Source organism: Larkinella punicea (assembly GCF_003334855.1).
Classification (GTDB): domain Bacteria; phylum Bacteroidota; class Bacteroidia; order Cytophagales; family Spirosomataceae; genus Larkinella; species Larkinella punicea.
The window spans coordinates 22,239-45,530 of the sequence record NZ_QOWE01000036.1 but is presented as its reverse complement, the minus strand read 5'-3'; the positions used below and the strand labels follow the sequence as shown (position 1 = coordinate 45,530).

At 54.6% G+C, this 23,292-nt stretch carries 19 protein-coding genes; 7 read left to right on the top strand and 12 right to left on the bottom strand.

What is annotated here, in order from left to right; all coding sequences use genetic code 11:
• Positions 1–144 precede the first annotated feature (144 nt).
• The gene (locus DUE52_RS30440) at positions 145–1,314 is read left to right on the top strand and encodes an endonuclease/exonuclease/phosphatase family protein (RefSeq protein ID WP_114409917.1); all 1,170 of its coding nucleotides are present in this window, start codon (positions 145–147) and stop codon (positions 1,312–1,314) included.
• Here DUE52_RS30440 and DUE52_RS30435 read toward each other — a convergent pair.
• From DUE52_RS30435 to DUE52_RS30400, 8 genes are all read right to left on the bottom strand, one after another.
• Positions 1,311–1,721 (bottom strand): molybdenum cofactor biosynthesis protein MoaE, encoded by a 411-nt coding sequence (locus tag DUE52_RS30435; RefSeq protein ID WP_114409916.1) that lies wholly within the window; start codon positions 1,719–1,721, stop codon positions 1,311–1,313. The genes DUE52_RS30440 and DUE52_RS30435 overlap by 4 nt on opposite strands.
• Before the next feature lie 94 nt (positions 1,722–1,815).
• Positions 1,816–2,064: a MoaD/ThiS family protein gene (locus tag DUE52_RS30430; protein ID WP_114409915.1), complete on the bottom strand. Its 249-nt coding sequence runs from the start codon at positions 2,062–2,064 to the stop codon at positions 1,816–1,818.
• Positions 2,065–2,111: 47 nt separating this feature from the next.
• On the bottom strand, positions 2,112–3,011 hold the full coding sequence (locus DUE52_RS30425) for an FHA domain-containing protein (protein WP_114409914.1): 900 nt from the start codon (positions 3,009–3,011) through the stop codon (positions 2,112–2,114).
• Between the two features lie 19 nt (positions 3,012–3,030).
• Positions 3,031–7,014, bottom strand: coding sequence for an FtsW/RodA/SpoVE family cell cycle protein (locus tag DUE52_RS30420; RefSeq protein WP_114409913.1), 3,984 nt, complete (start codon positions 7,012–7,014; stop codon positions 3,031–3,033).
• A gap of 16 nt (positions 7,015–7,030) precedes the next feature.
• Complete coding sequence (locus DUE52_RS30415) at positions 7,031–8,329, bottom strand: serine/threonine-protein kinase (protein ID WP_114409912.1); 1,299 nt, start codon at positions 8,327–8,329, stop codon at positions 7,031–7,033.
• 7 nt (positions 8,330–8,336) lie between these two features.
• Positions 8,337–9,920, bottom strand: a complete 1,584-nt coding sequence (locus DUE52_RS30410; RefSeq protein ID WP_114409911.1) for a serine/threonine protein kinase — start codon at positions 9,918–9,920, stop codon at positions 8,337–8,339.
• Positions 9,920–11,371 carry a PP2C family protein-serine/threonine phosphatase gene (locus DUE52_RS30405; protein ID WP_114409910.1) on the bottom strand — a complete coding sequence of 484 codons (1,452 nt, stop codon included), beginning with the start codon at positions 11,369–11,371 and terminating at the stop codon, positions 9,920–9,922. The genes DUE52_RS30410 and DUE52_RS30405 overlap by 1 nt, the downstream gene beginning before the upstream one ends.
• A 145-nt stretch (positions 11,372–11,516) precedes the next feature.
• The gene (locus DUE52_RS30400) at positions 11,517–12,524 is read right to left on the bottom strand and encodes an FHA domain-containing protein (protein ID WP_114409909.1); all 1,008 of its coding nucleotides are present in this window, start codon (positions 12,522–12,524) and stop codon (positions 11,517–11,519) included.
• A gap of 233 nt (positions 12,525–12,757) precedes the next feature.
• Here DUE52_RS30400 and DUE52_RS30395 point away from each other — a divergent pair, with 233 nt between their 5' ends.
• On the top strand, positions 12,758–13,936 hold the full coding sequence (locus DUE52_RS30395) for an aldose epimerase family protein (RefSeq protein WP_114409940.1): 1,179 nt from the start codon (positions 12,758–12,760) through the stop codon (positions 13,934–13,936).
• Positions 13,937–14,061: 125 nt separating this feature from the next.
• Complete coding sequence (locus tag DUE52_RS30390; RefSeq protein WP_114409908.1) at positions 14,062–15,198, top strand: endo-1,4-beta-xylanase; 1,137 nt, start codon at positions 14,062–14,064, stop codon at positions 15,196–15,198.
• Positions 15,199–15,320: 122 nt separating this feature from the next.
• On the opposite strand, the gene DUE52_RS30385 is transcribed toward DUE52_RS30390, so the two are convergent.
• From DUE52_RS30385 to DUE52_RS30375, 3 genes are all read right to left on the bottom strand, one after another.
• Entirely contained in the window at positions 15,321–15,650 is a 330-nt protein-coding gene (locus DUE52_RS30385) for a hypothetical protein (protein ID WP_114409907.1), read from the bottom strand.
• Positions 15,651–15,777: 127 nt separating this feature from the next.
• The gene (locus DUE52_RS30380) at positions 15,778–16,989 is read right to left on the bottom strand and encodes an alpha/beta hydrolase family protein (RefSeq protein WP_114409906.1); all 1,212 of its coding nucleotides are present in this window, start codon (positions 16,987–16,989) and stop codon (positions 15,778–15,780) included.
• Between the two features lie 101 nt (positions 16,990–17,090).
• On the bottom strand, positions 17,091–19,556 hold the full coding sequence (locus tag DUE52_RS30375) for a S9 family peptidase (protein WP_114409905.1): 2,466 nt from the start codon (positions 19,554–19,556) through the stop codon (positions 17,091–17,093).
• A gap of 133 nt (positions 19,557–19,689) precedes the next feature.
• Between DUE52_RS30375 and DUE52_RS30370 the strand changes: the two genes are divergently transcribed.
• The 3 genes from DUE52_RS30370 to DUE52_RS30360 are packed head-to-tail and all read left to right on the top strand — an operon-like array spanning position 19,690 to position 21,495.
• Positions 19,690–19,977, top strand: a complete 288-nt coding sequence (locus DUE52_RS30370; RefSeq protein ID WP_114409904.1) for a YciI family protein — start codon at positions 19,690–19,692, stop codon at positions 19,975–19,977.
• Between the two features lie 3 nt (positions 19,978–19,980).
• Positions 19,981–20,667 carry a hexitol phosphatase HxpB gene (hxpB, locus tag DUE52_RS30365; protein ID WP_114409903.1) on the top strand — a complete coding sequence of 229 codons (687 nt, stop codon included), beginning with the start codon at positions 19,981–19,983 and terminating at the stop codon, positions 20,665–20,667.
• Between the two features lie 15 nt (positions 20,668–20,682).
• Positions 20,683–21,495 (top strand): PhzF family protein, encoded by an 813-nt coding sequence (locus DUE52_RS30360; protein WP_114409902.1) that lies wholly within the window; start codon positions 20,683–20,685, stop codon positions 21,493–21,495.
• On the opposite strand, the gene DUE52_RS30355 is transcribed toward DUE52_RS30360, so the two are convergent.
• Positions 21,492–21,905, bottom strand: a complete 414-nt coding sequence (locus tag DUE52_RS30355) for a DoxX family protein (protein WP_133299987.1) — start codon at positions 21,903–21,905, stop codon at positions 21,492–21,494. The two genes, DUE52_RS30360 and DUE52_RS30355, sit on opposite strands and share 4 nt — an antisense overlap.
• A 910-nt stretch (positions 21,906–22,815) precedes the next feature.
• Between DUE52_RS30355 and DUE52_RS30345 the strand changes: the two genes are divergently transcribed.
• Positions 22,816–23,268 carry a GNAT family N-acetyltransferase gene (locus DUE52_RS30345; protein WP_114409899.1) on the top strand — a complete coding sequence of 151 codons (453 nt, stop codon included), beginning with the start codon at positions 22,816–22,818 and terminating at the stop codon, positions 23,266–23,268.
• Positions 23,269–23,292 lie beyond the last annotated feature (24 nt).

Below are 23,292 nucleotides of genomic sequence, written 5' to 3'. Positions count from 1 at the left end.
CCGAACTGCCTCTAACAATTTTTACGGCTGATTAAACGGGCTATTTTCCGAACAAACGTTTGTAACTTTGTACTCCTACGCCCTACATCTGTCGTTACTGAAAAAAGGCGGTCTGCGTGACCCGCACCCATCTGATTCGTTCGTATGAAATTTTCGCTTAGGCTTGGCGTACTGGTTTCTTCGTTTTTTTCGTCGCTGCTCTGGTCGCTGAACCTGTTGTTGTTTCTGTATACACTGCTGGTTTATTACCTGCTCTACGAAGTGCCGATTGGACACTGGACCGCCAGTATCCTGATGATTTCATTGCCCGTCGCCTGGGCCTGCAATCTGTTTTTTATCCTCTTTTGGGTATTGGTTCGCCCCTGGCGGGCCGTGCTGCCCGTGTTGACGATGCTGATCGGTATTCCGTTCTGGCGACGCACCCTGACGTATAGCCAACCGGGCAGCAACAGTGAGAAACGTCCGATGCTGCAGGTCATGAGCTATAACGCGATGGGATTCAATAAATATGACATCGTGGATACCCAGCGCCCCGACGATGCCAACAAGATGATTGAATGGGTCCTGAAAGAACCATCGGACGTGAAGTGTTTCCAGGAGTTTTACAACGATAATAGTTCGGTCGTCTTCAAAACCATCCGGCGGCTGGAGAAAGCCGGGTATCCGTATTATGCCGTGCTGCATCCGCCGGAGCGGGAGGGGCCGGGGAAGTTTTTCGGCGTGGCGGTTTTTTCGCGCTACCCCATCGTGAAGCGGGGTGACGAGGTTTTCGATAATTTCAACGGTTTGGTTTGGGCGGATGTCAAGGTGGGAGCCGACACCGTCAGGGTAATCAGTGTCCACATGCAGTCGATGGGCATTCGGGTGGGTGGAATGCTGGATCAAACGGAGACCAACCGGGTCAAAAGCAACACGCGGACGGTTTTACGGCAGCTCCGGCAGGGCCTGACCCTGCGCCGAAACCAGATTGTCAGGGTTGAGGAGTTTTACCGAAACAGCCCGCATCCCATTATCATCTGTGGCGATTTTAACGACACGCCCTACAGTTATACGTACGGAAAACTGCGTCGGCTGCTCCGGAATGCCTTCGAAGATGCGGGGCGCGGATTTGGTTTCAGTTACAACAAGGCCCCCGGTTTTCTGCGCATCGACAACCAGTTCTACAACGCCCGGTTTCTGGAACCGCTCAACTACGTGACCTACCGCGACGTCAAATTCTCCGACCATTACCCCATTATGGCCCAATACGCCATCAAACCGCGCGAAATCAGCAAAGACCGGACGCCCCGAACCCACGTAGAGTTTGATTTCTAAGGATGGGCGTCGACCCAGACCTGGCCGTCTTCAAAAATCTCCTTTTTCCAGATCGGAACCTGTTGCTTGAGGGTGTCGATGATGTAGCGGCAGGCATCGAATGAATCGGCCCGGTGGGGCGTGGCCACGGCAATCAAAACCGCGATGTCACCAATGGCCAGATTACCTTTGCGGTGAATGATCGTATACTTCCGGACATCCCAGCGTCGGCAGGCTTCGTCGGCAATTTCCTGCATCTTGGTTAAGGCCATGCGGTCATACGCTTCGTATTCCAGCCGCTCGACCGCGCGTTCGTCGGTGCTGTCGCGAACCGTTCCGAAGAAAAATGTAATGGCCCCGGCCGCATCCGTCGAAACGTATCGGTAAGCCGCATTCATATCGATGGGATCAGTCGTAATCGAAACCATAAGGAAATGATGGATGATGAACGATGAGTTATGAATGATGGACGATGGACGATGGCGTTAGTCCATTCATCGTTCATCATCCATCATTCTATTTTCAGCCTCCGCTGACGGGCGGGATGAGGGCGATTTCATCGTTGGGATGTAACGGTTGATCCGCTTCGGCGTATTCGCCGTTGACGGCCACCAGCAACGAACGCAGACCAGTCAGGGCGGGGTATTGCTCTTTCAGATTACTCAATAATTCACCCACCTGGCCGGGTTGGGGCAGGTCAAGCGTGAGGGCCGAAGAGCCGACAATCTCGCGGGTGATGCCAAAAAGCTGAACAGAAATTCGATTGCTCATGCCCAAAGATACAAAACAGAATGCGGGTTTGGAAATGGCAAAACCGCTTACCGAAGTTCGAACAGCAGAACCACCTCGCCCCCCAACTCGATCTGATCGCCATGCTGAAGCGGATAGCCCATCCCGGCAATATCGGCCCGTTCGATGGTGTTGTCGGGGTGCATGATTTTCGTCTTGTTGCCGCTGGCAGGCAACCCTCCCGGATCGACCAGCAGGGCGTATTGTTTTTGCCCGGAATCATACCGGATCGTGGCATGCGCCCGGCTAACGGCCCCATTTCCCGCCCCTTTGTCCGGATCAAAACCGGCATCGTCGTCGTTGAGAATCACAATGTCGTTGGTTCGCACCCGGCCCGAGTTGGTTTGGGCGGTATGCCCGCGACCGATGCAAAACGTGCCTTTCCGGGACGAATCGAGGAGATACTCTGCCTGCTCCGTCTGGCCCACCAGGGTCACAATGCGGGCCAGCAGCGGGGTGGCGTCGGGCTTCGATTGATCCTCGACAAGCAAACCCAGGTTGCTTTCCCGGTAGGTGGTGGCTGGCCATTCATCCGCAAAAAGCGCATAGTCAAACCGCCAATTTTTGGGCAAAACAATGTAATTGTCGGCCAGCAGGCGGTTTAATTCCCGCTGGAACTTCCCCGGCTGGTTGGTCCACAAAACCACGCGGTAGAGTTCTTCTTCCTCCGGGGTTGGACAAAAAATCACAAGCCTAAGTCCCACGGGAGCGGTTTCCGGCTCGTTCTGGTAAGCCCGCAGTTTGTTGATCACAAACCGGATGAGCTGATCCCGTCGCGGAGCAGCCGGGGGTGGCCCGGAGGGAGCCGGTTTGGGGATAACAGGGACCGGTTCTGTGCGCTTGGCAACCTCCGCCGGACGCTCCGCAGCGGCTGGCGGTTCTGCCGGTGTAAATCCGAATAGTTTCTTTACTGTGTCCAGGATGCTCATAAAAAAGGGCGGTTTGGGGTTAAAAACTACCCAGATACCGGCGTTGTTTTAAAATGGGCGCCACGACGGTATTGGCTAAGTTGACCGCATCGGCGGAGGATTTTCCCAACTCAATGCGCACCGTCACCACGGTATTCGACCGGCCGTCGGGTGTGGGTGCAAAAAAGACGTACCAGCCGTCATTTTCCTGAACACCCTGCACAATCCGTTCGGGCGTACCGGTTTTGCCCGCCACCCGCGCCAGGTTGATTTTGTTGCGCCCCGCCGGGTTCGACTGTTCGATCATGAATTCCTTTAATTGCTCCGCGTAATCGGAACTTCGGGCTACGGGTTTGCCGGTTCCAACCGGCTGCGTTTGCCCCGCTTTGGCCACCACGTAGCGCGAGGGCTGCAAAACGCCTTTGTTGGCAATCGCTCCCGCCATCCGGGCCAGGGCTGCGGGCGTGGTGCTCAGTTGCCCCTGCCCCCAGGCCAGTCCCGAAAACTCACCGCGGTACCGTCTCGGATACTGCAAACTTTGGTAGAGCTTCCGGCGAACCACAAACGAAGAATCGCGCCAGTGTTTCTGGATCTGAACGCGCTCGGCCTCGGTGTGCGTATCCGAAAAGGAGTAGCCGCCGATGTAATCGACATTCATCCCCGTGGCTAAATACAGATCAGCCATTTCTTTGTCGAGGGCCTGGTCGTTTGCCAGCCGGATAAAATAGACGTTACTCGACCGGACTATCGCCTTTCGCATATCGACGGATTCCCCGCAGGGCTCCGATTCCCGCTCGCCCCGCCGGATGATTTCCTGGCACGAAATGGAATACCGAACCGCCGACGCCGGCGACCCCAGTTTGTTAAAGGCCGCCATCGCCGTCAGAATTTTCGCTGTCGAACCGGGGGCGGTCGGAAAGGTCATGCCTAAATCCCGTTCCGTCACCAGATACGGCAGTTGCAGCCGCTCCCGATCCGACAAGAGCATGGCTTCCGGGGTTTTTAGATTGGGTAAAGGGTGCATGGCCGACGCCAATACGTCGCCCGAAGCCGCATCCAATACCACCACCGAAAGCCGCTTGTCCCGGTATTCGGATTGAGCCAGTGACTTTTGCAACGCCACCTGAAGATCCGCATCGACGCTCAGAAACAGATCCCGGTTTTTGGATTTTCGATTAGCGACCTCCCGGCTATCGACCCCCGCCCGCAAAGCCGGTGCCAGTTCCCGGTAATCGTAAACCGACAGCGTCCGGGTTTGCTCGACCGTTGGACTGAAACGGTCGGCCCGGTAGTGGGTGGCCACAAGATTGGTTTTGCGGGGGCGGCTGTTGAAACCGCGCAACTCGCTGAAGTGGGTGGCTTCGGCATAATACCCGTTGCTCTGTCCCCAAAATAGTTGCGTATTCAGATCACCCGTCCAGAAAAACAGGTGTTCGCCGAAGGGATAATACCTTTGCAACCGTTTTTGACTCATGGCCCGGATTTGATCCGACTCCAGCCCGCTTTTTTTCAGCCGGGACAATTGCCGGGTAACCCGATCCGGCGAACTCGTGGCCAGCACCAGGCCCTTTCGGTCGTAAATCGTGCCCGAAGCCAGAACACGCGTCAGCCGCTCAATCCGGGGATTGTAGCTGTAAATGGGGTCGCCGTTGCGGGTGATGACCCGGGCGGGCCGTACAATATACTCGTTTCCGCGCCAGCCCACGATCGGCAGCAACCGGCCAATCAGAACCGCTACGCCCAGCAGAAAACCGGCAATACCGGCCATCAGCACCACATCGTAGTTTTTTTCCAGGTATTCACGCTGCTCGGCCTGACCGGGTCGGTGCGCCACGCTGAACACAACGCCCATCGCCATGAGGTTGACGATGAGCGAAATTTTTCCGTAACTCAGAAACGGTACGCTAATGCCGGTCAGGGGCAGTAGCCCGATGGAGCCGCTGGCAATGATCAGAAACTGCACCCCCGTTGCGATGGCAATACCGGCGACCAGAAAGAAGCTGAACGGCTGACCCGCCCGGCGGGCGTGCAGGAAAGTCCGGTGCAGCAGAAGGCCCATCAGTAGAAATACCGCAATGACCCCTAATCCGCCCAACTCTTCGCCCACACTGGGCAGAATCATGTCGGTGTGGGCGGCTGGCATCGCATTCGCGAAGCCTTTGCCCAGACCCTGTCCCGTCCAGCCGCCCGAAGCCAGTGTCCAGAAACTATGGGCCAGGTGATCACCGCCGTACACGTCGTTGTTCCAGGGACTCAGCCAGATCGCTTTGCGGTCGGCCAGGCGGCTCCCCACAAAGGGCAACTGATCGCCAAAGGCGAACATTGCGATTACCATCAGCAGCAGAACCGGCGCTTCCGTCAGCAAAGCGGCCCAACCCAGGGCGGTTTTGGAACGGGCCTCTCCCCGCCAGAACAGATAACCCATCAGCACTACCAGACTGAGAAGGGTGGCGATCCAGCCCGGCAAAAACCACAGGGCAATGCCATAGCCGACTCCTGTCGCAAGTGTCAGCGGCAGGTTGCCCCGGGCAATGCTGTAAAACAGCAAAAATGTGAAGCAGACGACCAGCGCGGGACCCATGTCGCCCAGCAGGAGGTAGAGTAGCATGAGCAGACCGGCACCGGCCAGCGCGCCAAAGCTCACCGCAAACCGCCAGCGCAAATCCGGGAGTTGCCGGATCTGTTGTTCATTCGCAGCAAAAAAACCGGCAAAGAAAACCAGCAATAGGTATTTGGTGATTTCGCTGGGTTGAAACGTCAGTCCCAAAACCGACAGGTTCACGCGGACGCCACTGCCTTCCGGCCCCGAACCGATGAACAACGTCAGGGCGGCAAGACCGAGGGCGAGTACCAGCCACGTCCAGCCCGATAAACGGACGGAAGAGCGGTTAAAAAACGTAAACAACCAATCAAACCGCCAGTCGGCATACAGACGACCGATGTTGATCTGGGACACGATGAGCAAACCGAACAGCCCAGCCGCCACGCCCTGCAAGGTTTGCCAGGCATATAAGGTGTCCTGCAACGGGTCCTGAATGGCTAACAGTGTCAGGACGGAAATACCGGTGAGCAACATCAGAACCGACAGCAGCAGCGGATCGGGGGAAAATCGTCGGATCGACCAGACGCCCTGCACGGCCCAGAAAGCCCCGATAAACAGCACGACGATGAGCCAGAATTGCACGGTAAAAGCCGTTGGCGTGCGAACGATAAATGCATGATCCGACTTGAGTTGTCCGTAAACGACGGAGCCGATGAGTCGCAGTTGGTGGGGCCGGGCTGTAAAGGTATAGGACTGATCGCTGGTCAGTTGACTCGTTCCCCGGCGGCTGCCGAACTCAAAACCGGGTTTGAGGGCGACGACGCTGTAGCCTAGATCCGTTGTCAGGCCGGTGAACGAAAACCGCCCCCCGGCATCGGTGCGGGCGTAGGTAAACTGGTTGGGAAGCGTGTCCGGCTGGGCGGTGGCGGGGTGGCGTTTGAGTTGCACCAGCACATTCGCCACCGGTTGCTCCGTTTCCGTAAGCGCAACCTGTCCCGAAATGGTGGCCGTTCCGCTCCCCGCGCTCACGGTGGCCGGATACGGTTTCGGATTATTGAGTTCGCGGACGTACAGGATGGAGTCGAAGCCCATTTGCTGGCGGGACAGTTGCAGGCGGTTTTGAAAATCCGCTCCGCCAATCCGGCTGCGCCACGCCACCGGTGCCCGGATCGAAAACTGCCGTTTGTTGATGGCTCCCAGGTTGTCGGGGGAGCCATTTGCGCCGAGTTTAGCGGCCAGGGAGTCGGCCACCAGCGTCCGGTCGGCCGGATCGCTGTAGTAATTACCGCTGTTGAGTAAACGCTGGATCGGTGTGGATTTCAAACCGGGTTGCAGCGTGATGGCCTGCCCGTTGGCGAGGGCTTCTTTCGCCTGATTCAAACCGGGAAGCAGGTTGATGTACAAACGCACAAACAGCAGAAGCAGCATGACGGATGCTCCCAGCAAATACAAACGACCAGACGATACAGACGTACCTTTCATGCAATGGGTTGAGTAGTTAATTTCCCGTCTTCGTGGTGTCAACGACGGTTTTCGATGAATCCGGGGGCGATGCCGGAACGGTCGGAATTTCGGGTTCCGTCGTTGTTGCCGGACTGCTGTCCGATTGGGTCGAATCGGTGGTGCTTTCGATAAAACCATCCGACGGCGTCGTTGCGGTATCCTCAACCATCTCGCCTTGTGTTTCCGACGCGTTGGAGTCGGTTTCCATCCGCGTCGAATCCGGTGCCGCCGTTGTGTTGAGGTTGGTTTCCTTCGCCTGGTACGTATAAAAAACCGCCAAACCGATCAGAATAACGGCCAGAATGCCCAGACCGATGTACCAGCCCGTCTGGCGGTTCGCGGGTTCTTCTTCCGGTTCTTCGGGCAACTCCAGTTGCGGCAGCGGTTCGGAGGCCACCAACGTGCGCGACGACACCGGCCCCCGGCGATCGTTTGACCGGCCGACCTGCAACTGCTCCACATTCGCCTGGCCGAACAGCAACACCAGTTCATTGACATCACTCAGCCGTTCCGCCGGGTTTTTGGTAAGCATCCAGTCGAGGAGTGTGTTGAGGCTGGGCGGCATGAACTGCCCCGTCGGCAACACCAAAGCCGGCGGGGGCGTGCGCAACACCTGCCCCATAAAGGTGGCGATACCGGCGTTATCGGCCATCGAAAAAGGCACCCGGCCCGAGAGACATTCGTACAACACGACGCCCAGCGAATAGTAATCCGTCGCCACATCTACGCCCCGGGGATTGTCGAACTGCTCGGGGGACGCGTATTCGTATGTCATCAGCGACTGTCCCGTCATGGTTTGCGACTGTTCGCGCAGCCGGGCCACGCCGAAATCCGTCAGCAAAAAATGCAGTTCACCACTGGGCAGGAGTCGAAAAAGGATGTTCTCCGGTTTCAGGTCGCGGTGGATAATGCCCTGCGGATGAATGGCTTTGAAGGCTTCGGCCATTTGCAGACCCAGCCGGATGACGGTCGGTATTTCGAGATGTCCTTTTTCCGCCAGGAGCGTCCGCAGGTTGCCGCCCTCGATCCATTCCATGACGATGAAGGGCATGGGCATGTCGAGTTGAACCTCTCGCACGCGCACCACGTTCGGGTGGCGGATGTCGGTCATCAACTGCGATTCGAGCCGAAACCGCCGGAGCGTTTCGGCGTCGGTGTTGAGGGTAAAATGTTTAATCGCCACCAAATCACCCGTTGCCAGGTGACGGGCCTTCAGAACGCGGGCGTTCGAGCGGCCCAGTTCGCCGATAATTTCATAACCCGGAAAATGCGTATTGACGCTTACGGTTGGCATGAGTCGATTAAAGTAACGAGTCGGTTTTGACGGGCATCACCTGCATCAGGGAGTCCAGATTCCTGGGCAAATCATACTTCAATATCTTGCAACTGATTCGAATGCCCCGGTCACTGTCCGGAGCCGGTCGAACGGGAGATGAATTGGGCTTTACATTCATAAAAAACATCTTCTCGGTTTTGTAAAGACCGCCTTTCTCCTTGAAATAACTCACCTGAACCGCCACCGCCGGAAAGGGAATTGCGCTGGGATTGTTGAGTTGAATCTGCGCTTTTTTGATCCCGCCGAAGAAACCGACTTTAAAATCAAGGGGCTCCACGGTCAGGGTTTTTCCGGCCGCCAGAACCTGCTCCCGGAACTGTTCCCGTCGCCGGGCTTCTTCCGCCAGCCGCAGGCTTACCGTGTCTTCTTCTTGTTCCAGATCTTCCGGCACATCTGTCCCCGCAGTCTGATCTCTTGACGTATTGGTCGTATCGTTTGGGGCCACCACGCTGGCGATGGGTTTCGTTCCAAAATCGGTAAGGACGTAATACAGCCCCGCTCCGCCCGCCAGCATCACCAGCACGAGAGCCGCCAGTTTTAAACTTTTGCCCGACGACTTGCTCCGGGGCGGTTTAGTCGGTTCGGGTTTCACAACAACCGGATCGGGCGAAGGACCCCTGGCTGCTTCGGGCTCTGGCTTCGCCGGATTCTGAAGCGTAACCCGTGTCAATGGAGCGGTTTTAGGGCTGGTTCGACCGGCCTGTAAATAATTTAGTTCGGCCCGTTTCAGCAACCACGTCAGTTCGTCTGGATCGTTCAGGCGTTCACTGGCTTTCTTTTTCAATAAACCCTCCAGAAGCTCCGCGAACAGACCCAGGGTTTGGTCCTGGCTGGTCACGGTCAGGGCGGGTGGCGCTTCGGTCAGCACTTTGTTCATAAACGTCACGATGCCCGAATGATCGTCCAACGCAAACGGGACGCTTCCGTGCAGGCATTCGTACAGAACGACGCCCAGCGAATAATAATCCGTGGCCGTTCCGACGCCTTTCGGGTCGTTAAACTGTTCGGGTGACGCATATTCGTACGTCATCAGCGATTGCCCCGTCAGCGTGCTCGATTGTTCGTGGAGCCGGGCAATCCCGAAATCCGTCAGCAAAAAATGCAGTTCACCACTGGGCAGCGGGCGGAAAAGGATATTTTCCGGTTTCACATCCCGGTGAATGATGCCCTGCGGATGAATCGCCTTGAAAGCACTGGCCATTTGCAGCCCCAGCCGGATGGTGGTCGATACGTCGATGCGTTGCTGACCGGTAATGAGCTGTTTCAAGCTCCCGCCTTCGATCAGTTCCATCACGATGTAAGGCAGTTCGGCTTCCAGTTGCACCTCCCGAACCTTGACCACGTTGGGGTGGGCGATGCTGGTCATGATGGCCGATTCCCGCTGAAACCGCCGGAGCGTTTCGGCATCGGTGTTGAGCGCAAAGTGCTTGATGGCCACCAGATCGCCCGTAGCCAGGTGACGCGCCTTAAGAATCCGGGCGTTGCTGCGGCCCAGTTCACTCAGCACTTCGTAGCCGGGAAACCGTGTATCAAACCGAGTGGTAGACATCAGCGAGGGCGTGTTTTGGATGAATCAGTCTGGTTCTGCAAGGTAACCACAATAACGGCATCGCGGAAGGTTTCCTGTCCGATAACGGCCTGAACGGGCTGGCTCACGTTGCGAAACGACACCTTCGATAGATGCAGCCGCGTTCCGGGACTGGTCTCAATCCCGGTTTTAAAACCGCTAATGACCAGGTTTTGAAGCGCCACCGGCCCCGAGCGGGTGATCCGTAATGCCACCTGCGCCTGTGCCGTATCGGCGGGCACGAAAACCGTCAGTCCGGTTGCGCCCACAATGTTTTGTAGCGAGTCGGTGAGCAGCAGGGGCTGCGTGAGCCGAACCGTATCTGCGGGCAGCGTTAGCCGGTGATTGCTGCTGCGATACGCCGTCTGCAACAGGGAATCAAAGCGAGAAACCGTTGGCGCGATAGCCTGCGTCGAATCAGCCGGATCGCTGACCGTCGGTGGACTGCCGGAAACCAACGGATCGGATTGGCTGGGACCCTGGTTTTGATACCAAACCAGTCCCGCAATGGTTCCTGCCAGCACCAGCCCGATCAGAATCCAGAAACCCGTCAGGCCCCGTTTGGCCGGTTCGGTCTTTCCCGAAGTCGTTTTTGGACTAATGGCCGGAGCCGGTTTTGACGACGGTTTCAACGGCAACGTCTGGTCGGTAGAGTTGGCAACCACCGGTTGCGGGGTGGCTGGCGTCGTGTTTCGGGCCAGAACGACGGTAATGTTGTCGTTGCCGCCTTGTTTATTGGCGAGCCCAATCAACTCGGTTACCTGTTTTTCAAGGGAAAGGTTTTGATCCAGAACGCTCCGGATTTGGGCCTGCGTAATCATATCGGTCAGGCCGTCGCTGCAAAGCAGCAGCAAATCGCCCGGCAGAAAGTCCGTTTCGCCCGATTCCAGGAAGTCCGGATCATCGACCCGGTGCGCCATCGACCCCACTTCGCGCAGAATTTCGTTTCGTCGCGGGTGTTGCATGGCTTCGGCTTCCGTCAGTTCGTTGGCATCTTCCCGAACGCCCACCATCGAGTGATCGTGGGTGAGCTTTTCGAGGACGCCCCGGCGGTACCGGTACAGGCGCGTATCGCCCACATGGACAAAATACAGTTTTTGGGTGCGGCTATCGGCCACCGCCGTCGTCAATACACAACACATCTGCGCCAGTTGGAGATTCTGCTCGCGCTGCGTATTGATCTGGTTGTTGGCAAACACGACGGCTTCGCGCAGCATCGACAGTGGATCGCCGTTGGGCGTCGCCATATACTGTTCGATCGACTCCTTCGCGATGGCCGCAGCCCGGTCGCCCCCGGCATAACCGCCCACGCCGTCGATGGCTGCCAGCAACGCGCTGGATTCCGACCAGATCGTCGAGCAGATGAACGTATCCTGGTTATTTTTTCGGCGTTGGCCTACATCGGTCTGACCGGCAATGAGAAACGGATTCATTGAGCAAGGGAACGTGATAAAGGAAACAGTTCTACTGAATAGAACCGCTGGCAGCGCATTCTGTTGGCTTTATCGGGGTAAATCCTGAAAATGCCGCACTACCAACACCAGTACAAACAGCAGCAGCAACACGACAAACAGCGCATCAATCATGGCGTTGAAAGGTTAGGGTGACCATGCTATTGAGCAGAATCTGAGCCTGATCCGGCAGCGCGTACCACTGCGGACTGGCGGGTTCGCTGCGCGGAATAAGCTGTTCGTTCACCCGGGTTTCGTTGCGGCTGAACGACGCAATCTGAAAAGCGTGCATCTCGTCGTTGTAGCGAATCCGGGCGTGCGGGTTCGAGACGTAAGCCGATTCGAGCAAAAGATAGTTGGGAAAATGCTGGTTATCGGGTTCCTTCCGCGCCACCACGATTTCCCGGTCGCGCATCAGGTACGAATCCTCCTTGTTCAATTCCGCAATGTAGTGGTTGATCTGGGCCAGTCCAGCCCCCAGACTGCGGGGCAATCCCGGTGCATGGCGGGTCGCGGGGGCTCCGGCCGGTGGTCGTGGGGTGATTGGTGCCGGTGTCGAAAACGCAAACTTCACGACAAACGCCCCCGGCTCCCGAAAGTCGATGTGCTGGAAGGTGTTCGGGTCGATGTCCACTTTCTCAAACCGGTTGGTCTGTTTGACCCGGCGCGTGACGTGAATCCGGTCGGGTGATTGCGTCGGGTCATTTCCGGGCAAAATTCCGGTCAGGGCACCCACCACTTTCACATCAGTTGGCGTAACCGGTTCTCCGCCAAATTCACGGCCGCCCCCAAACTTGAAAAACCAGTTGGCGGCCACCGGCACCACGCGTTCGTAGTTGGTTTTCTCCGACTCAATGAAAGTCGTAAAGGCATTCACGGCTTCGTTGACAATCACCGGGAACGCATTCTGGCGCGCTTCGTAGGTGTCGGGATGCAGGATAATCAAAAAATGGGCATTGAAAAGCATGCTTTTTCCGACGGATTCCCGCGGCACGGAATCCTGAAACGACGCCACCAGCTCGTTCAGAATGCGCGTATTGGAAACGGTAGCAACCGGATTGGTTTTGGGCTGACTGGAGGACGGCACCAGAAGATTCCCTAATTTATTAAGCCAGTTGCTGGGCTGATCTGCCATGAATGAATTCCGTTAGGATGGTATTGTCTCTTTAACGCTGAATGTAAAAGATTTCTTTTGATGGATCAAGAAGTTCCTGCGTCCGGTTTGGAGTAGGTTATACCGGTTCCAGCCCTTTTCCGTTCAGATTTATAGTTTTTACAAAATAAGTCTGATATTTGATGCCCGGTTTTCTCGTCGAACTCGACGAACGGCAGCCGGTTTATAAACCCCGATACCTTCTAAACGTTCGTATGAAACAATTCTTTCTCTCCGCCGTCCTGCTGGGGATGCTCGTCGGCTGTAATAACTCCCAAAAACAACAAGAATCGTCAACCATGTCGGATAGTACAAGCACAGCGGCCGCTGATTCAGCCAGCGGTTTGCCTGATCGCTCGCGTTTTCAGAAAGACGTCGAAGGGAAACAGGCTGATTTATTTGTTTTGACCAATGCCAGCGGAATGAAAGTCGCCATCACGAACTACGGCGGCCGCATTGTTAGCATCCTGGTGCCGGATAAAACCGGTAAACTGCTGGATGTGAACCTGGGCCACAGCAGCATCGATGACTACCTGGAAAACGAATCCTTTTTCGGGACGCTGGTGGGGCGGTATGGCAACCGGATCGGAAAAGGGAAGTTTACGCTCGACGGCAAAACGTACCAACTCGCCACCAACAACGGCCCCAACTCGCTGCACGGCGGTAAAAAAGGCTTCAACGCCAAGATGTGGGATGCCACGCCGGTGGGGACCAACGGCCTGAAACTGCACTACGTTTCGCCGGATGGGGAAGAAAATTATCCGGGAACGCTGACCGTCGATGTGACGTATACGCTGACCGACGATAACGGCATCAAGATTGACTATCAGGCGACTACCGATAAAAGCACGGTGGTGAACCTGACGAACCACGCCTATTTCAACCTGAACGGCGAAGGTTCCGGCTCCGTGGCCGACCATCTGGTGGAAATCAAAGCCGACCGCTACACACCGGTGGACGCGACCCTGATTCCGACGGGCGAACTGGCTCCGGTGGATGGAACGCCGTTCGATTTGCGGAAACCGGTTGCCATTGGCGAACGCCAGGATGCCGACCACCCGCAGATTAAAAATGGGGGCGGTTTCGACCATAATTTCGTGCTGAACGGCGGACAAACCGCTGAACCACGGCTGATTGCCACAGTGACCTCGCCCAAAACCGGCATCTCGATGGATGTGCTGACGACGGAGCCGGGCGTGCAGTTTTACGGCGGTAACTTCCTGAATGGAAAGCGGATCGGCAAAAGCGGAAAACCGTATGACAAACGGTCGGCCTTCTGTCTGGAAACCCAACACTTTCCCGATTCACCCAATCAGTCCAAGTTTCCACCGACGGTTTTGAAACCGGGTGAAACGTACAAAACCACGACGGAATACCGGTTTTCGGTGAAGTAATTTTTTCTTTTAATGACAAATGTAAAATGGTGAATGCTAAATGTAAAAGTTAGGAGCAGCCAGCCGATCACTTTTACATTTAGCATTCATCATTTTACATTTGATGTTAACAATCCTGATAACTCGTGAAAAATAGAATTCAATTTAAGCTAAAAACCGCCATTCTGGTCCTTCTGACGGTTTTGTCGCTCCAGACAACTGCGCAGCAGTGGACGCCCAAGCAGGCCAACGACTGGTATAAGAGCCAACCCTGGCTGGTGGGGAGTAATTTTATGCCCGCCAGTGCCATCAACCAACTGGAAATGTGGCAGGCCGAAAGCTTTGATCCGAAAACGATCGATAAAGAACTGGGCTACGCCGAGAAGCTGGGCATGAACACAATGCGGGTTTTCTTGCACGATATGGTGTGGCGGCAGGATGCCAAAGGGTTCAAAAACCGCATCGATCAGTTTCTGGCGCTGTGTGCCAAACACAACATCAAACCCATGCTGGTGTTGTTCGACTCGTGCTGGGACCCGCAGCCGAAACTGGGCAAACAACATGCGCCCGTTATGGGGCGGCATAATTCGGGCTGGGTGCAAGGCCCCGGCGCGGCCATTCTGAGCGATAAAAGCAAGTGGGAAGGTCTGCGGAGTTACGTAAAAGACATCGTGGGCTCGTTCCGGGCCGACAAGCGGATTCTGGCGTGGGACATTGTCAATGAACCGGATAACGACAACGCCAACAGCTACGGCCGCAACGGCAAAATCAAAACCGAATTGCCCAACAAAGCCCAACTCGGCACCGAACTGGTGAAGGCCGGTTTTGGCTGGGCGCGGGAAGCCAAACCAACGCAGCCCATTACGTCGGGACCCTGGAAAGGGGATTGGTCGTCGCTCGAAAAAATGGATGACATGAACCGGTTTCTGGTTCAGAATTCCGATGTGATCACTTTCCACAACTACGGAAAACCGGATGATTTCAAAAAGCGGGTAGCGGATCTTAAGAAATTTGGCCGACCCCTGATCTGTACGGAGTACATGGCTCGCCCGGCCGGCAGCACGTTTGAAGGCTCGCTGCCGATTGCCAAAGCCGAGAATGTGGGAATGATGAATTGGGGCTTTGTGTCCGGTAAATCGAACACTATTTATCCGTGGGACTCGTGGCAGAAGCAGTACACCGCCGAGCCACCGGTGTGGTTCCATGACATTTTCCGCGAAAACGGTCAGCCGTACATCCCGGCCGAAACGGCATTTATCAAGAAGATGACTGGGAAGAAGTAATGGTTTTGATGGTTAGATGGTTAAAAAATGGCTGGATGGTTTAGATGGTTAAAAATGGTTAGCAGCAATTCAACCATTTTTAACCATCTAAGCCATCCAGCCATTTCTAAACCCTTCAATCCTTAATTTTCCTGCATTTTCTCACCGGCTTTCTCTACTTTCTTGCCGGTTTTGCGTTTCGCTTCGCGCGCTTTCTGCTTGGTTTCTTTGGCCGTTTCCCGAACCTCATCACCCGCGTCGTCGGCGGCTTTGTCTATTTTCTTACCAGCTTTCTTGGCTTTCCGTTTCGCTTCCTGCTTGGTTTCGCGGGCTTCGTCTCCTACCTCATCGGCGGCTTTTTTCACCGTTTGGCCGGCATGGTGCGCGGTCTCCTTCGCTTCCTCTTTCACTGTCTGCGCATTTGCCGTAAAACCGAATGCGGCAAGCAAAGCAACAATCCACAATTTTTTCATGATGTTGGTTGGAATTATTTTGAATCTCCTCCTATTAACCAGCATCAAAGGGCAATTGTTGGGTAAAAACAGAAAATCCTCCAGGCAAAGGAGGATTTTCTGTTTACGCTGAACGCTAAGCGGCTGATTACTGGACGCTTGAGAAAAAGAGATACGTTTGCAGCAGATAGTCGATAACCGCCGTGCCGTGGTCTTCGCCTTCCAGCGGTTTTATTTCGACATTGGTAGCTCCTCGTTTCCGCATGGCGTCGTAGGCATCCTGCGTATTGAAAAAGAACACCAGATTATCGGCAGTTCCGTGATACAAATGCGTGGGCGTTTTGGGCTTCCAGTCGTAGACATCATTGTCTTTGACCGCATTCAGAAACCCGGTTTCGGTCCCGTCGTTCACCGCTTTTTTGAAACTATCCGTGAAGATATCGCTGATGCTAACGCTAATGTTGATATTTATTCCATTCTGGGTGGCCTGCGTCGCATAGGGCTCTTTCAGGTAATAACTCATCGGTTTGTTCAGCTTATACAAGCTGTTGTACGTGAGCATCGTCCACAAATACAGACGGTTGTATTCGGGCTTACCGTGCGTTTTCTGGTTGATGATGTACTTCATGAAGGCCGTTTTGTGGTAAGCGCCCGCGCCGATGCTGGAAGCCGCCAGGGTGAATTCGGCCGGAAATTCTTCCTCAATTTTTTTCTGCAAAGACATCGTGGCAAAACCGCCTTCCGAGTAGCCGGTGAGCAACAGCCGGTTATCCCATTTGATCGACTTTTGCTTGATGAATTCCTTGGCTGCCCGAATCATGTCCAGCGAGGCTGTGGCCAGCCCTTCGCGGTGTTCGTAGGTGTGCGGAATAGCCTTCGATTCGCCGTAACCGATGTAGTCCGGGCAAACCATGATGTAGCCGTTGGAGGCAAAAAACGTACCGCCAAAAGCGGCATCGCTGCCCGGCCCGAAATTGGAAGGCGCATCGGCATCGTTCAGAATGGTTCCGTGTTGCTGGCTGATCATCGGCACCGCCGTGGTGACGGTCGGAACAATAATCGCTCCTGAGGCTTTGGTGGCCGTTCCATCGGGCAGTTTGGTGTTGTAAACCAGTTTATACACCTTGACATCGTAGCGCAGAAATCCCTTGATAATGCTCTGGTACTGAGCCGGGAATTGCTGGGCAATCTGTGCGCCAAGCTGGTCCTTGGTGAATGCGTTAATGTCGGAACTGCTAACCAGATACACATCCGGTTCGGGCTTGGGGTCAGAACCGGTTCCGGTGGTATCACAGCCCGACAAAAGAACCGTGATGGACAGGAGAAGAGACAGCAGAAACGCCTTGCGATTAATAAGCATACGAATGAGTTGGGTCGTAAAGGGGTAGAAAAAGGCCGTTTTCCAGGATCAGAAAACGCCTGTTTTGACAACAACGCTCCAAAGCGCTTAGTTCGTGTCGGTTAAAGCCGTTCTTCAAATAATTTCAGGATTCGCTTGTACTCGTCCATCCAACTGGTTGGTTCCACAAAAGCGTGGTCCTCAACGGGATAGGATGCCACTTCCCAGTTTTCTTTCCGAAGCTCGATCAATCGCTGGGTGAGCCGCACAACGTCCTGATAATGAACGTTTACGTCGACCATGCCGTGACAAATGAGCAGATGGCCTTTCAAACCGTTGGCAAAATAGATGGGCGAACTCCGGCGGTAGGCCAGCGTGTCGCTAAACGGTTCATTCAGGATGTTGGCGGTGTAGCCGTGGTTGTAAGCCGCCCAGTCGGTTACGGGCCGCAGGGCGGCTCCGGCCGCAAACACGTCGGGCGTCGTGAACATGGCCATGAGCGTAATAAAACCGCCGTATGAACCGCCGTACAAACCGATCCGTTTGGCATCCACGCCCTGGGTTCTGACGAGCCACTGGGCCGCATCGACGTTGTCCGTTAAATCCTTGCCGCCCATGTGCCGGTAGATGCCCGTTCGCCAGTCGCGACCGTAGCCCGCACTGGCACGGTAGTCGATGTCCAGAACCGTGTAGCCCTTGTCGGCCAGCAGGTTATGAAACATGTATTCCCGGAAATACTGACTCCACCATTTGTGTGCATTTTGCAGATAGCCCGCGCCGTGTACAAACACCACGGCTTTTCCATTGGGTTTGGCGGGTTTATACAGCCGTCCGTAAATGGTTTGTCCATCGCGGGCCGGAATGGTTACGATGGTCGGATCGCGCCAGGGATACGCCTGAAATTCAGGGGTTAGTGAAGTCGTAAGCTGAACCGGCGTCGACTGAGTCGCTGATTTTTGCTTCCCTTTTTTTGGTATTGATCGTGTGTTGTCCACTAAAAACAACTCCCACGGTTTGTTGCTGTAGGAATAGCGAATGGCTAGTTGGGTTTCGTCGGGCGAAAGCGTCACGTCGTTGGCACCGGTCATCGTGGTCAGTTTCACGCGTTCTCCGCCGTCGACGGCCATCCGGTAAAAATGCTGCTCGCCGGGATGAAGCTCGTTGGTGGTCAGGTAAAAGAATTTCTTATCGTTCGACAACTGGATCTGCTGCACTTCGAACTTGCCTTTTGTCAACTGCTTTTTCTCACCCGTTTCCACATTGACGGTGTACAGGTGGGAATAACCGTCGGTTTCGGAAGGGAAATAGAACGTCTGGTTATCTGTCAGAAAACCGGTCATGCTCGTCAAAGGGCCAAAACCACTGACCCACGCTTCGTCGCGCTGGCGGTCGAGGAGTTTCAACTGGCGCGTGGCGGGGTCGAGCCGCATGATCCAGCGGTCTTTGTTGTCGAAGGCGCGGATGATCACCACGGCATATTTTCCGTCTTCCGACCAGATCGGCCCACTGATCGTCACACTGCGATCCGCCAGTTTTTTCGTCTTTTTGATCGTGTCGGTGGTCACTTCGGCCGCCGATGGACCGCGCCGGTTGCCATCGGGAACGGACGACGGTGACGGAGCGGTTTTGGCATAATCCGGCGAATCCGTAATGCCCGGAATCGATTTGGTCGAAACCGCCTGAATCGTATCCCGCTGAATATCATAAACATAAAACTCGGAACTGGCCAATGGCGCGCCGACTTTGGTGCGGGCGGTGAGGTCTTCCGTAAAACCGGATTCCGTTACGTAGCTCGGCACAATGGCGGTTTTGGCTCCCTGTGCTGACTTTTGCAGTGAGAACGTCACAAACCGGCCGTCGGGGCTGAGCCGCTGATTCTGAACGGTTTTGCCTTCGGTATAAAACTGCTTCGGTCGTTTGGGTTGCCCGGCTTTTGTAATTTTCTCGCCCTCGTCCTTCTTCGCTTTTCGTTCTTTCAGCACATCGAACAGCGCCAGTTGGTCGCGTTTGAGCCAGGTTTCCTGATCGTTGGTTTTGGGGGCCGGTTTTTTGGTGCCGGGGTCGAGGTTCGTGATCTGCGTCCATTCGCCGGTTGCGAGCGAAACCGTGAAGAGATTGTTCGACCGGGCAAAAACCACTTTTTGCTCGTCGCCACTGAAGGCCGGATTGCTTTCCCGCTCAACGGTATTGGTCAGTTGCCGAACGGTTTGCCCGCCGGTTTTTCCCGGTTTGCAGTCGAGCAAAAACAGATCGCCGTCTTTTTCGTAGAGTTTCAGGGTGCGGGCGCGGTTGTAGGTTCCGCCGGTAGCAGGGGGAAGCTTTTGTCGTTCCGCAGCGGCTACTTTAACGGGTTTCCGATCGCCGGTGAGGGGTATTTTGTACAGCGAATCCCCTTTGGCCTTTGTCGGGTTCCAGTTGAAATAGATCGTTTTGGAATCTTCCGCCCAGAAAATGCCCGATGGTGACGTTCCGATCCATCCCTTCGGGTCCTGCATGATTTTTTCGACGGTGAGCGGGGATGCAGTCGGCGTTTGGGCTGTTGCCCTGACAATCAGCAGGCAACCCAATCCGATGAGTAGTTGTTTCATTGATGAATAAGAGGCTAGTACGCTTTTAAACAATGAAATTAGCGAGAAAAAGGGAAAAGGATTAGATTTGGACAAAAACAAGCGTTGGAGCCTCCAACTTTGGTGTTATTTTTTGTTTTAGTATTGAAAAAGGATGCGGTACGTTATTCACGCTTACGATTATACCGACGATCAGGCCATGGGCCGGCGTCTGGCTGTTCGTCCGAACCACTTCGATGGCGCCCGTCAATTGAAAGCTGATGGGCATTTCGTCCTGGGTGGCGCGTTACTCGATCCCGACGGCAAGATGATCGGCTCCATGATGTTGCTCGATTTTGATACGGAAGACCAATTGAACGACTGGTTGCAGAACGAGGTTTATATTTCAGGAAAAGTTTGGGAACGAATTGACATCAAGCCGTTTAAGCAGGCGGATATTTAAGCAATGATTCAGGCAGCAATATTTGATATGGACGGCCTTCTGGTCGATTCGGAGCCATTCTGGCGGGAAGTAGAGATTGAGGTATTTCGCACGGTTGGTCTGGAAATGGACGACGAGATGTGTAAACGCACGACCGGTTTACCCACCGACACGGTGGTGCGGTATTGGTACGAGAAACACCCCTGGCACAACCGGAGCGTGGAGGAGGTGAATGCCGATATTATTCAGGGCGCCTACGATCAGATCGGAAAACACGCGGGGCCGATGCCGGGCGTTCCGGCCATTCTGGAGTTGTTTCGGCAGCAGGGTATTCCGATGGCGATCGCGTCGGCATCGCCCATGCACCTGATCGAAGTCGTGCTGGACCGGCTGAACATCCGGTCGTATTTTACGCTCTGGCATTCGGCCACCCTGGAAAAACGCAATAAACCGCATCCGGATGTTTATCTGGGAACGGCCCGCAAACTGGGCGTCGAGCCCCACCGCTGTGTGGCGTTTGAAGATTCCGGGAATGGCCTGAAATCGGCCCACGCGGCTGAGATGCTGACGGTTTCGGTACCCGCCGATTACGAATTTGATGACCCGAAGTTCGACCTGGCTACGCTAAAAATTCCGTCGTTGACGGCCTTTACCCTGTCCCAATTGCGGGAACTGGAAAATCAATTGTCAATCACACAAATAACCCGCTGAAAACCTAAACCCACTATGCCTATCCGCCTTTATCAACTTGATGCGTTTACCGACCAGCTTTTTGGCGGAAACCCGGCTGCGGTCTGCCCGCTGACGGAATGGCTCCCCGATGAAACCATGCAGGCCATTGCGGCAGAAAACAACCTGGCCGAAACGGCTTTTTACGTTCCGACCGATCAGGAAAACGGTTTTTATCACATTCGCTGGTTTACGCCCACGGTGGAGGTCGACCTGTGTGGTCATGCCACGCTGGCGTCGGCCTACGTGGTGTTTTTCCTGGAAAAAACCGCGGAAGGTGATGCCATTGCGTTCGATTCACGCAGCGGACTGTTGCGGGTTCGGCGCGAAGACGACTGGCTCGTGCTGGATTTTCCGACCGACAGCACGCACATCGCCATTCAGCCACCGGCCCTGGAAACGAGTCTGGGCGGCATTAAACCGGTGGAAGTGCTGAAAGGAAAAACGGATTATCTGATTGTTTTCGAGAACGAACAACAGATTCTGGACATGCAGCCCGACTTCCGCGAACTGGCAACCATTCCGGCGCGCGGGGTGATCGTAACGGCACCCGGAAATCCGACCGAAAACGGCTCCATCGACTTTGTTTCCCGGTTTTTCGGTCCACAGTCCGGCATTGACGAAGATCCGGTGACGGGTTCGGCTCACACGACCCTTATTCCGTATTGGGCCGAAAAGCTCGGCAAAACGGAGCTGACGGCCCGCCAGGTTTCCAAACGGGGCGGTTTTCTGCGGTGCAAATTGCTGGAGGATCGCGTTGAAATTGCCGGACAGGTAAAACTCTACCTGACGGGCGAATTTGAACTTTAAAGCCCCTCATCGACCGACGGTTTTCCGGGGCCATTCAGGAGCAGAAAGGCACTCATTGCCAGTAGATTAAGGGCTGGCATGGTGTTTTTGTACGTATCCTGAATGGCCACGTGCCCCACCAAAACCGCCAGCACAAAGTTGATCAGCAGGAAAAAAGCCGCCCAGCGCGTCCAAAGTCCGGCAATCATCAGAATCGCTCCCAGAAACTCCGCATAGGCCGACAGCGTTGCGCCGACCAGCGGCAACGGAAATCCCAGACTTTTTAGCCAGTCGGCGTAGCCCGGAATCCCCTCGGTGGGATGCAAAGCCGTGTGCCCGGCCGCGTCGATGAGTTGATAACCAAACGCCAGCCGGAGCAGGAAGGGCGCATAGGGCCGAAGCCGGGATACACGAGCGAATATGTCTTTCATGGAAAATTTCAATTAATAGTAGGATCTAAATCTGATAATTCAGTTGCAATTACAAATTGCCCCTAAATCCCCTAAAGGACGGTCGGCCGCTGCCGGACTTTCTGATCCGGATTAAGCAGTGTCCAAGTCCCCTTTAGGGCAGGGCTGTTACGTTCTGATTAGAGCCGTACTTTTTTAGCAAAAATGCCAAATTTTATTGGCCCATCGTTTTACCATATGGACACGAACCTGGGAAATACTGGCCGCGTAGCGGACTGATGTTTGTAGTAGAACGAGCCCCCGCATCCTCCGTCGTGCCGTTAGGTACGAAACAGGCACTGGAGATTTCGTACCTAACGGCACGACGGAGGATGCGGGGGCTCGTTCTACTACAAACATCTCGTGCCGATGGCACGTAATCAATTCCTAAGCGCGGGGCATACATTTCTATTACCTGATAGCGTGGTTTAAACGAGTGTGGGGTAGATCAAGCATTGACGAAGTTCTCCATGGCTAAACCAAAGCTAATTTGGTGTAAAAAAAGAACGTAACAGCCCTGCCCTGAAGGGGATTTAGGGGCAATAAGCAAAAGTTTTATAATGGGCTTGAAAATTCGTGTCCCGTTTAAAAACAATATTTGTACTTATTCTAAATAAATAATACTTTTGTTGCGCAATGTTGAAAGCGCCATGAATGAATTGACCGAAAAATCGTTTGAGTTCTCTTTTGTAGCCGAAAATGCCAAAGCGTTTGGTGCCAACCCTTTTCTGGGTGAGGTGGACTGTGTGTTTAAAAAGTGCTGCAAAAAATGGAAAAAGAAAGGGAATCACTGCAAAAAGTGCCCCGAAAAGTAAAAGTTTTTCCCAGTACACCTTCTTCTTTTTTAACCGTACTGTAAAAAGATAAGCGGTATTTCTGCCAACTTTGTGGTATGAAATGCCACTACGAAATTTACGACGGTTTCCCCCCCGAAACTACACTGCAAGGAATAATCCAATTGCACCAGCGTGTATTCACCGGTCAGACACCCGACCAGCTTTTTCAGGAATTTGAGGAAATGAAAAACCGCCGGTTGCTGACGATTGTGGCTACCGACGATGATACGATTGTGGGCTATAAAATGGGATATCAGCGTAAACCGGGTCATTTCTACAGTTGGCTGGGCTGCGTAAACCCGGATTACCGGCGGCAGGGCATCGCGGGCGAACTGATGAAGCAACAACACGACTGGTGCAAAACCAACGGCTACCAGACCGTTCGGACCCACACCCGCAATCAATGGCGCGACATGCTCATCCTGAACCTGCGACACGGTTTTGACATTATCGGTACCATCACCAGTGCCAATAGCCACACCACGCTGGTGTTGGAAAAGACACTGTAAAGCCCGGCTTTCTACCGGCAAACC

What these genes read in the sequence shown, in the direction of transcription:
- DUE52_RS30375 (WP_114409905.1), bottom strand. Translation starts at nt 19,556, where the DNA reads ATGAAACAACTACTCATCGGATTGGGTTGCCTGCTGATTGTCAGGGCA.
- DUE52_RS30435 (WP_114409916.1), bottom strand. Translation starts at nt 1,721, where the DNA reads ATGGTTTCGATTACGACTGATCCCATCGATATGAATGCGGCTTACCGA.
- DUE52_RS30355 (WP_133299987.1), bottom strand. Translation starts at nt 21,905, where the DNA reads ATGAAAGACATATTCGCTCGTGTATCCCGGCTTCGGCCCTATGCGCCC.
- DUE52_RS30415 (WP_114409912.1), bottom strand. Translation starts at nt 8,329, where the DNA reads ATGCCAACCGTAAGCGTCAATACGCATTTTCCGGGTTATGAAATTATC.
- DUE52_RS30395 (WP_114409940.1), top strand. Translation starts at nt 12,758, where the DNA reads ATGAAACAATTCTTTCTCTCCGCCGTCCTGCTGGGGATGCTCGTCGGC.
- DUE52_RS30385 (WP_114409907.1), bottom strand. Translation starts at nt 15,650, where the DNA reads ATGAAAAAATTGTGGATTGTTGCTTTGCTTGCCGCATTCGGTTTTACG.
- DUE52_RS30345 (WP_114409899.1), top strand. Translation starts at nt 22,816, where the DNA reads ATGAAATGCCACTACGAAATTTACGACGGTTTCCCCCCCGAAACTACA.
- DUE52_RS30405 (WP_114409910.1), bottom strand. Translation starts at nt 11,371, where the DNA reads ATGAATCCGTTTCTCATTGCCGGTCAGACCGATGTAGGCCAACGCCGA.
- DUE52_RS30425 (WP_114409914.1), bottom strand. Translation starts at nt 3,011, where the DNA reads ATGAGCATCCTGGACACAGTAAAGAAACTATTCGGATTTACACCGGCA.
- DUE52_RS30400 (WP_114409909.1), bottom strand. Translation starts at nt 12,524, where the DNA reads ATGGCAGATCAGCCCAGCAACTGGCTTAATAAATTAGGGAATCTTCTG.
- DUE52_RS30360 (WP_114409902.1), top strand. Translation starts at nt 20,683, where the DNA reads ATGCCTATCCGCCTTTATCAACTTGATGCGTTTACCGACCAGCTTTTT.
- DUE52_RS30440 (WP_114409917.1), top strand. Translation starts at nt 145, where the DNA reads ATGAAATTTTCGCTTAGGCTTGGCGTACTGGTTTCTTCGTTTTTTTCG.
- DUE52_RS30430 (WP_114409915.1), bottom strand. Translation starts at nt 2,064, where the DNA reads ATGAGCAATCGAATTTCTGTTCAGCTTTTTGGCATCACCCGCGAGATT.
- DUE52_RS30370 (WP_114409904.1), top strand. Translation starts at nt 19,690, where the DNA reads ATGCGGTACGTTATTCACGCTTACGATTATACCGACGATCAGGCCATG.
- DUE52_RS30380 (WP_114409906.1), bottom strand. Translation starts at nt 16,989, where the DNA reads ATGCTTATTAATCGCAAGGCGTTTCTGCTGTCTCTTCTCCTGTCCATC.
- hxpB (WP_114409903.1), top strand. Translation starts at nt 19,981, where the DNA reads ATGATTCAGGCAGCAATATTTGATATGGACGGCCTTCTGGTCGATTCG.
- DUE52_RS30420 (WP_114409913.1), bottom strand. Translation starts at nt 7,014, where the DNA reads ATGAAAGGTACGTCTGTATCGTCTGGTCGTTTGTATTTGCTGGGAGCA.
- DUE52_RS30410 (WP_114409911.1), bottom strand. Translation starts at nt 9,920, where the DNA reads ATGTCTACCACTCGGTTTGATACACGGTTTCCCGGCTACGAAGTGCTG.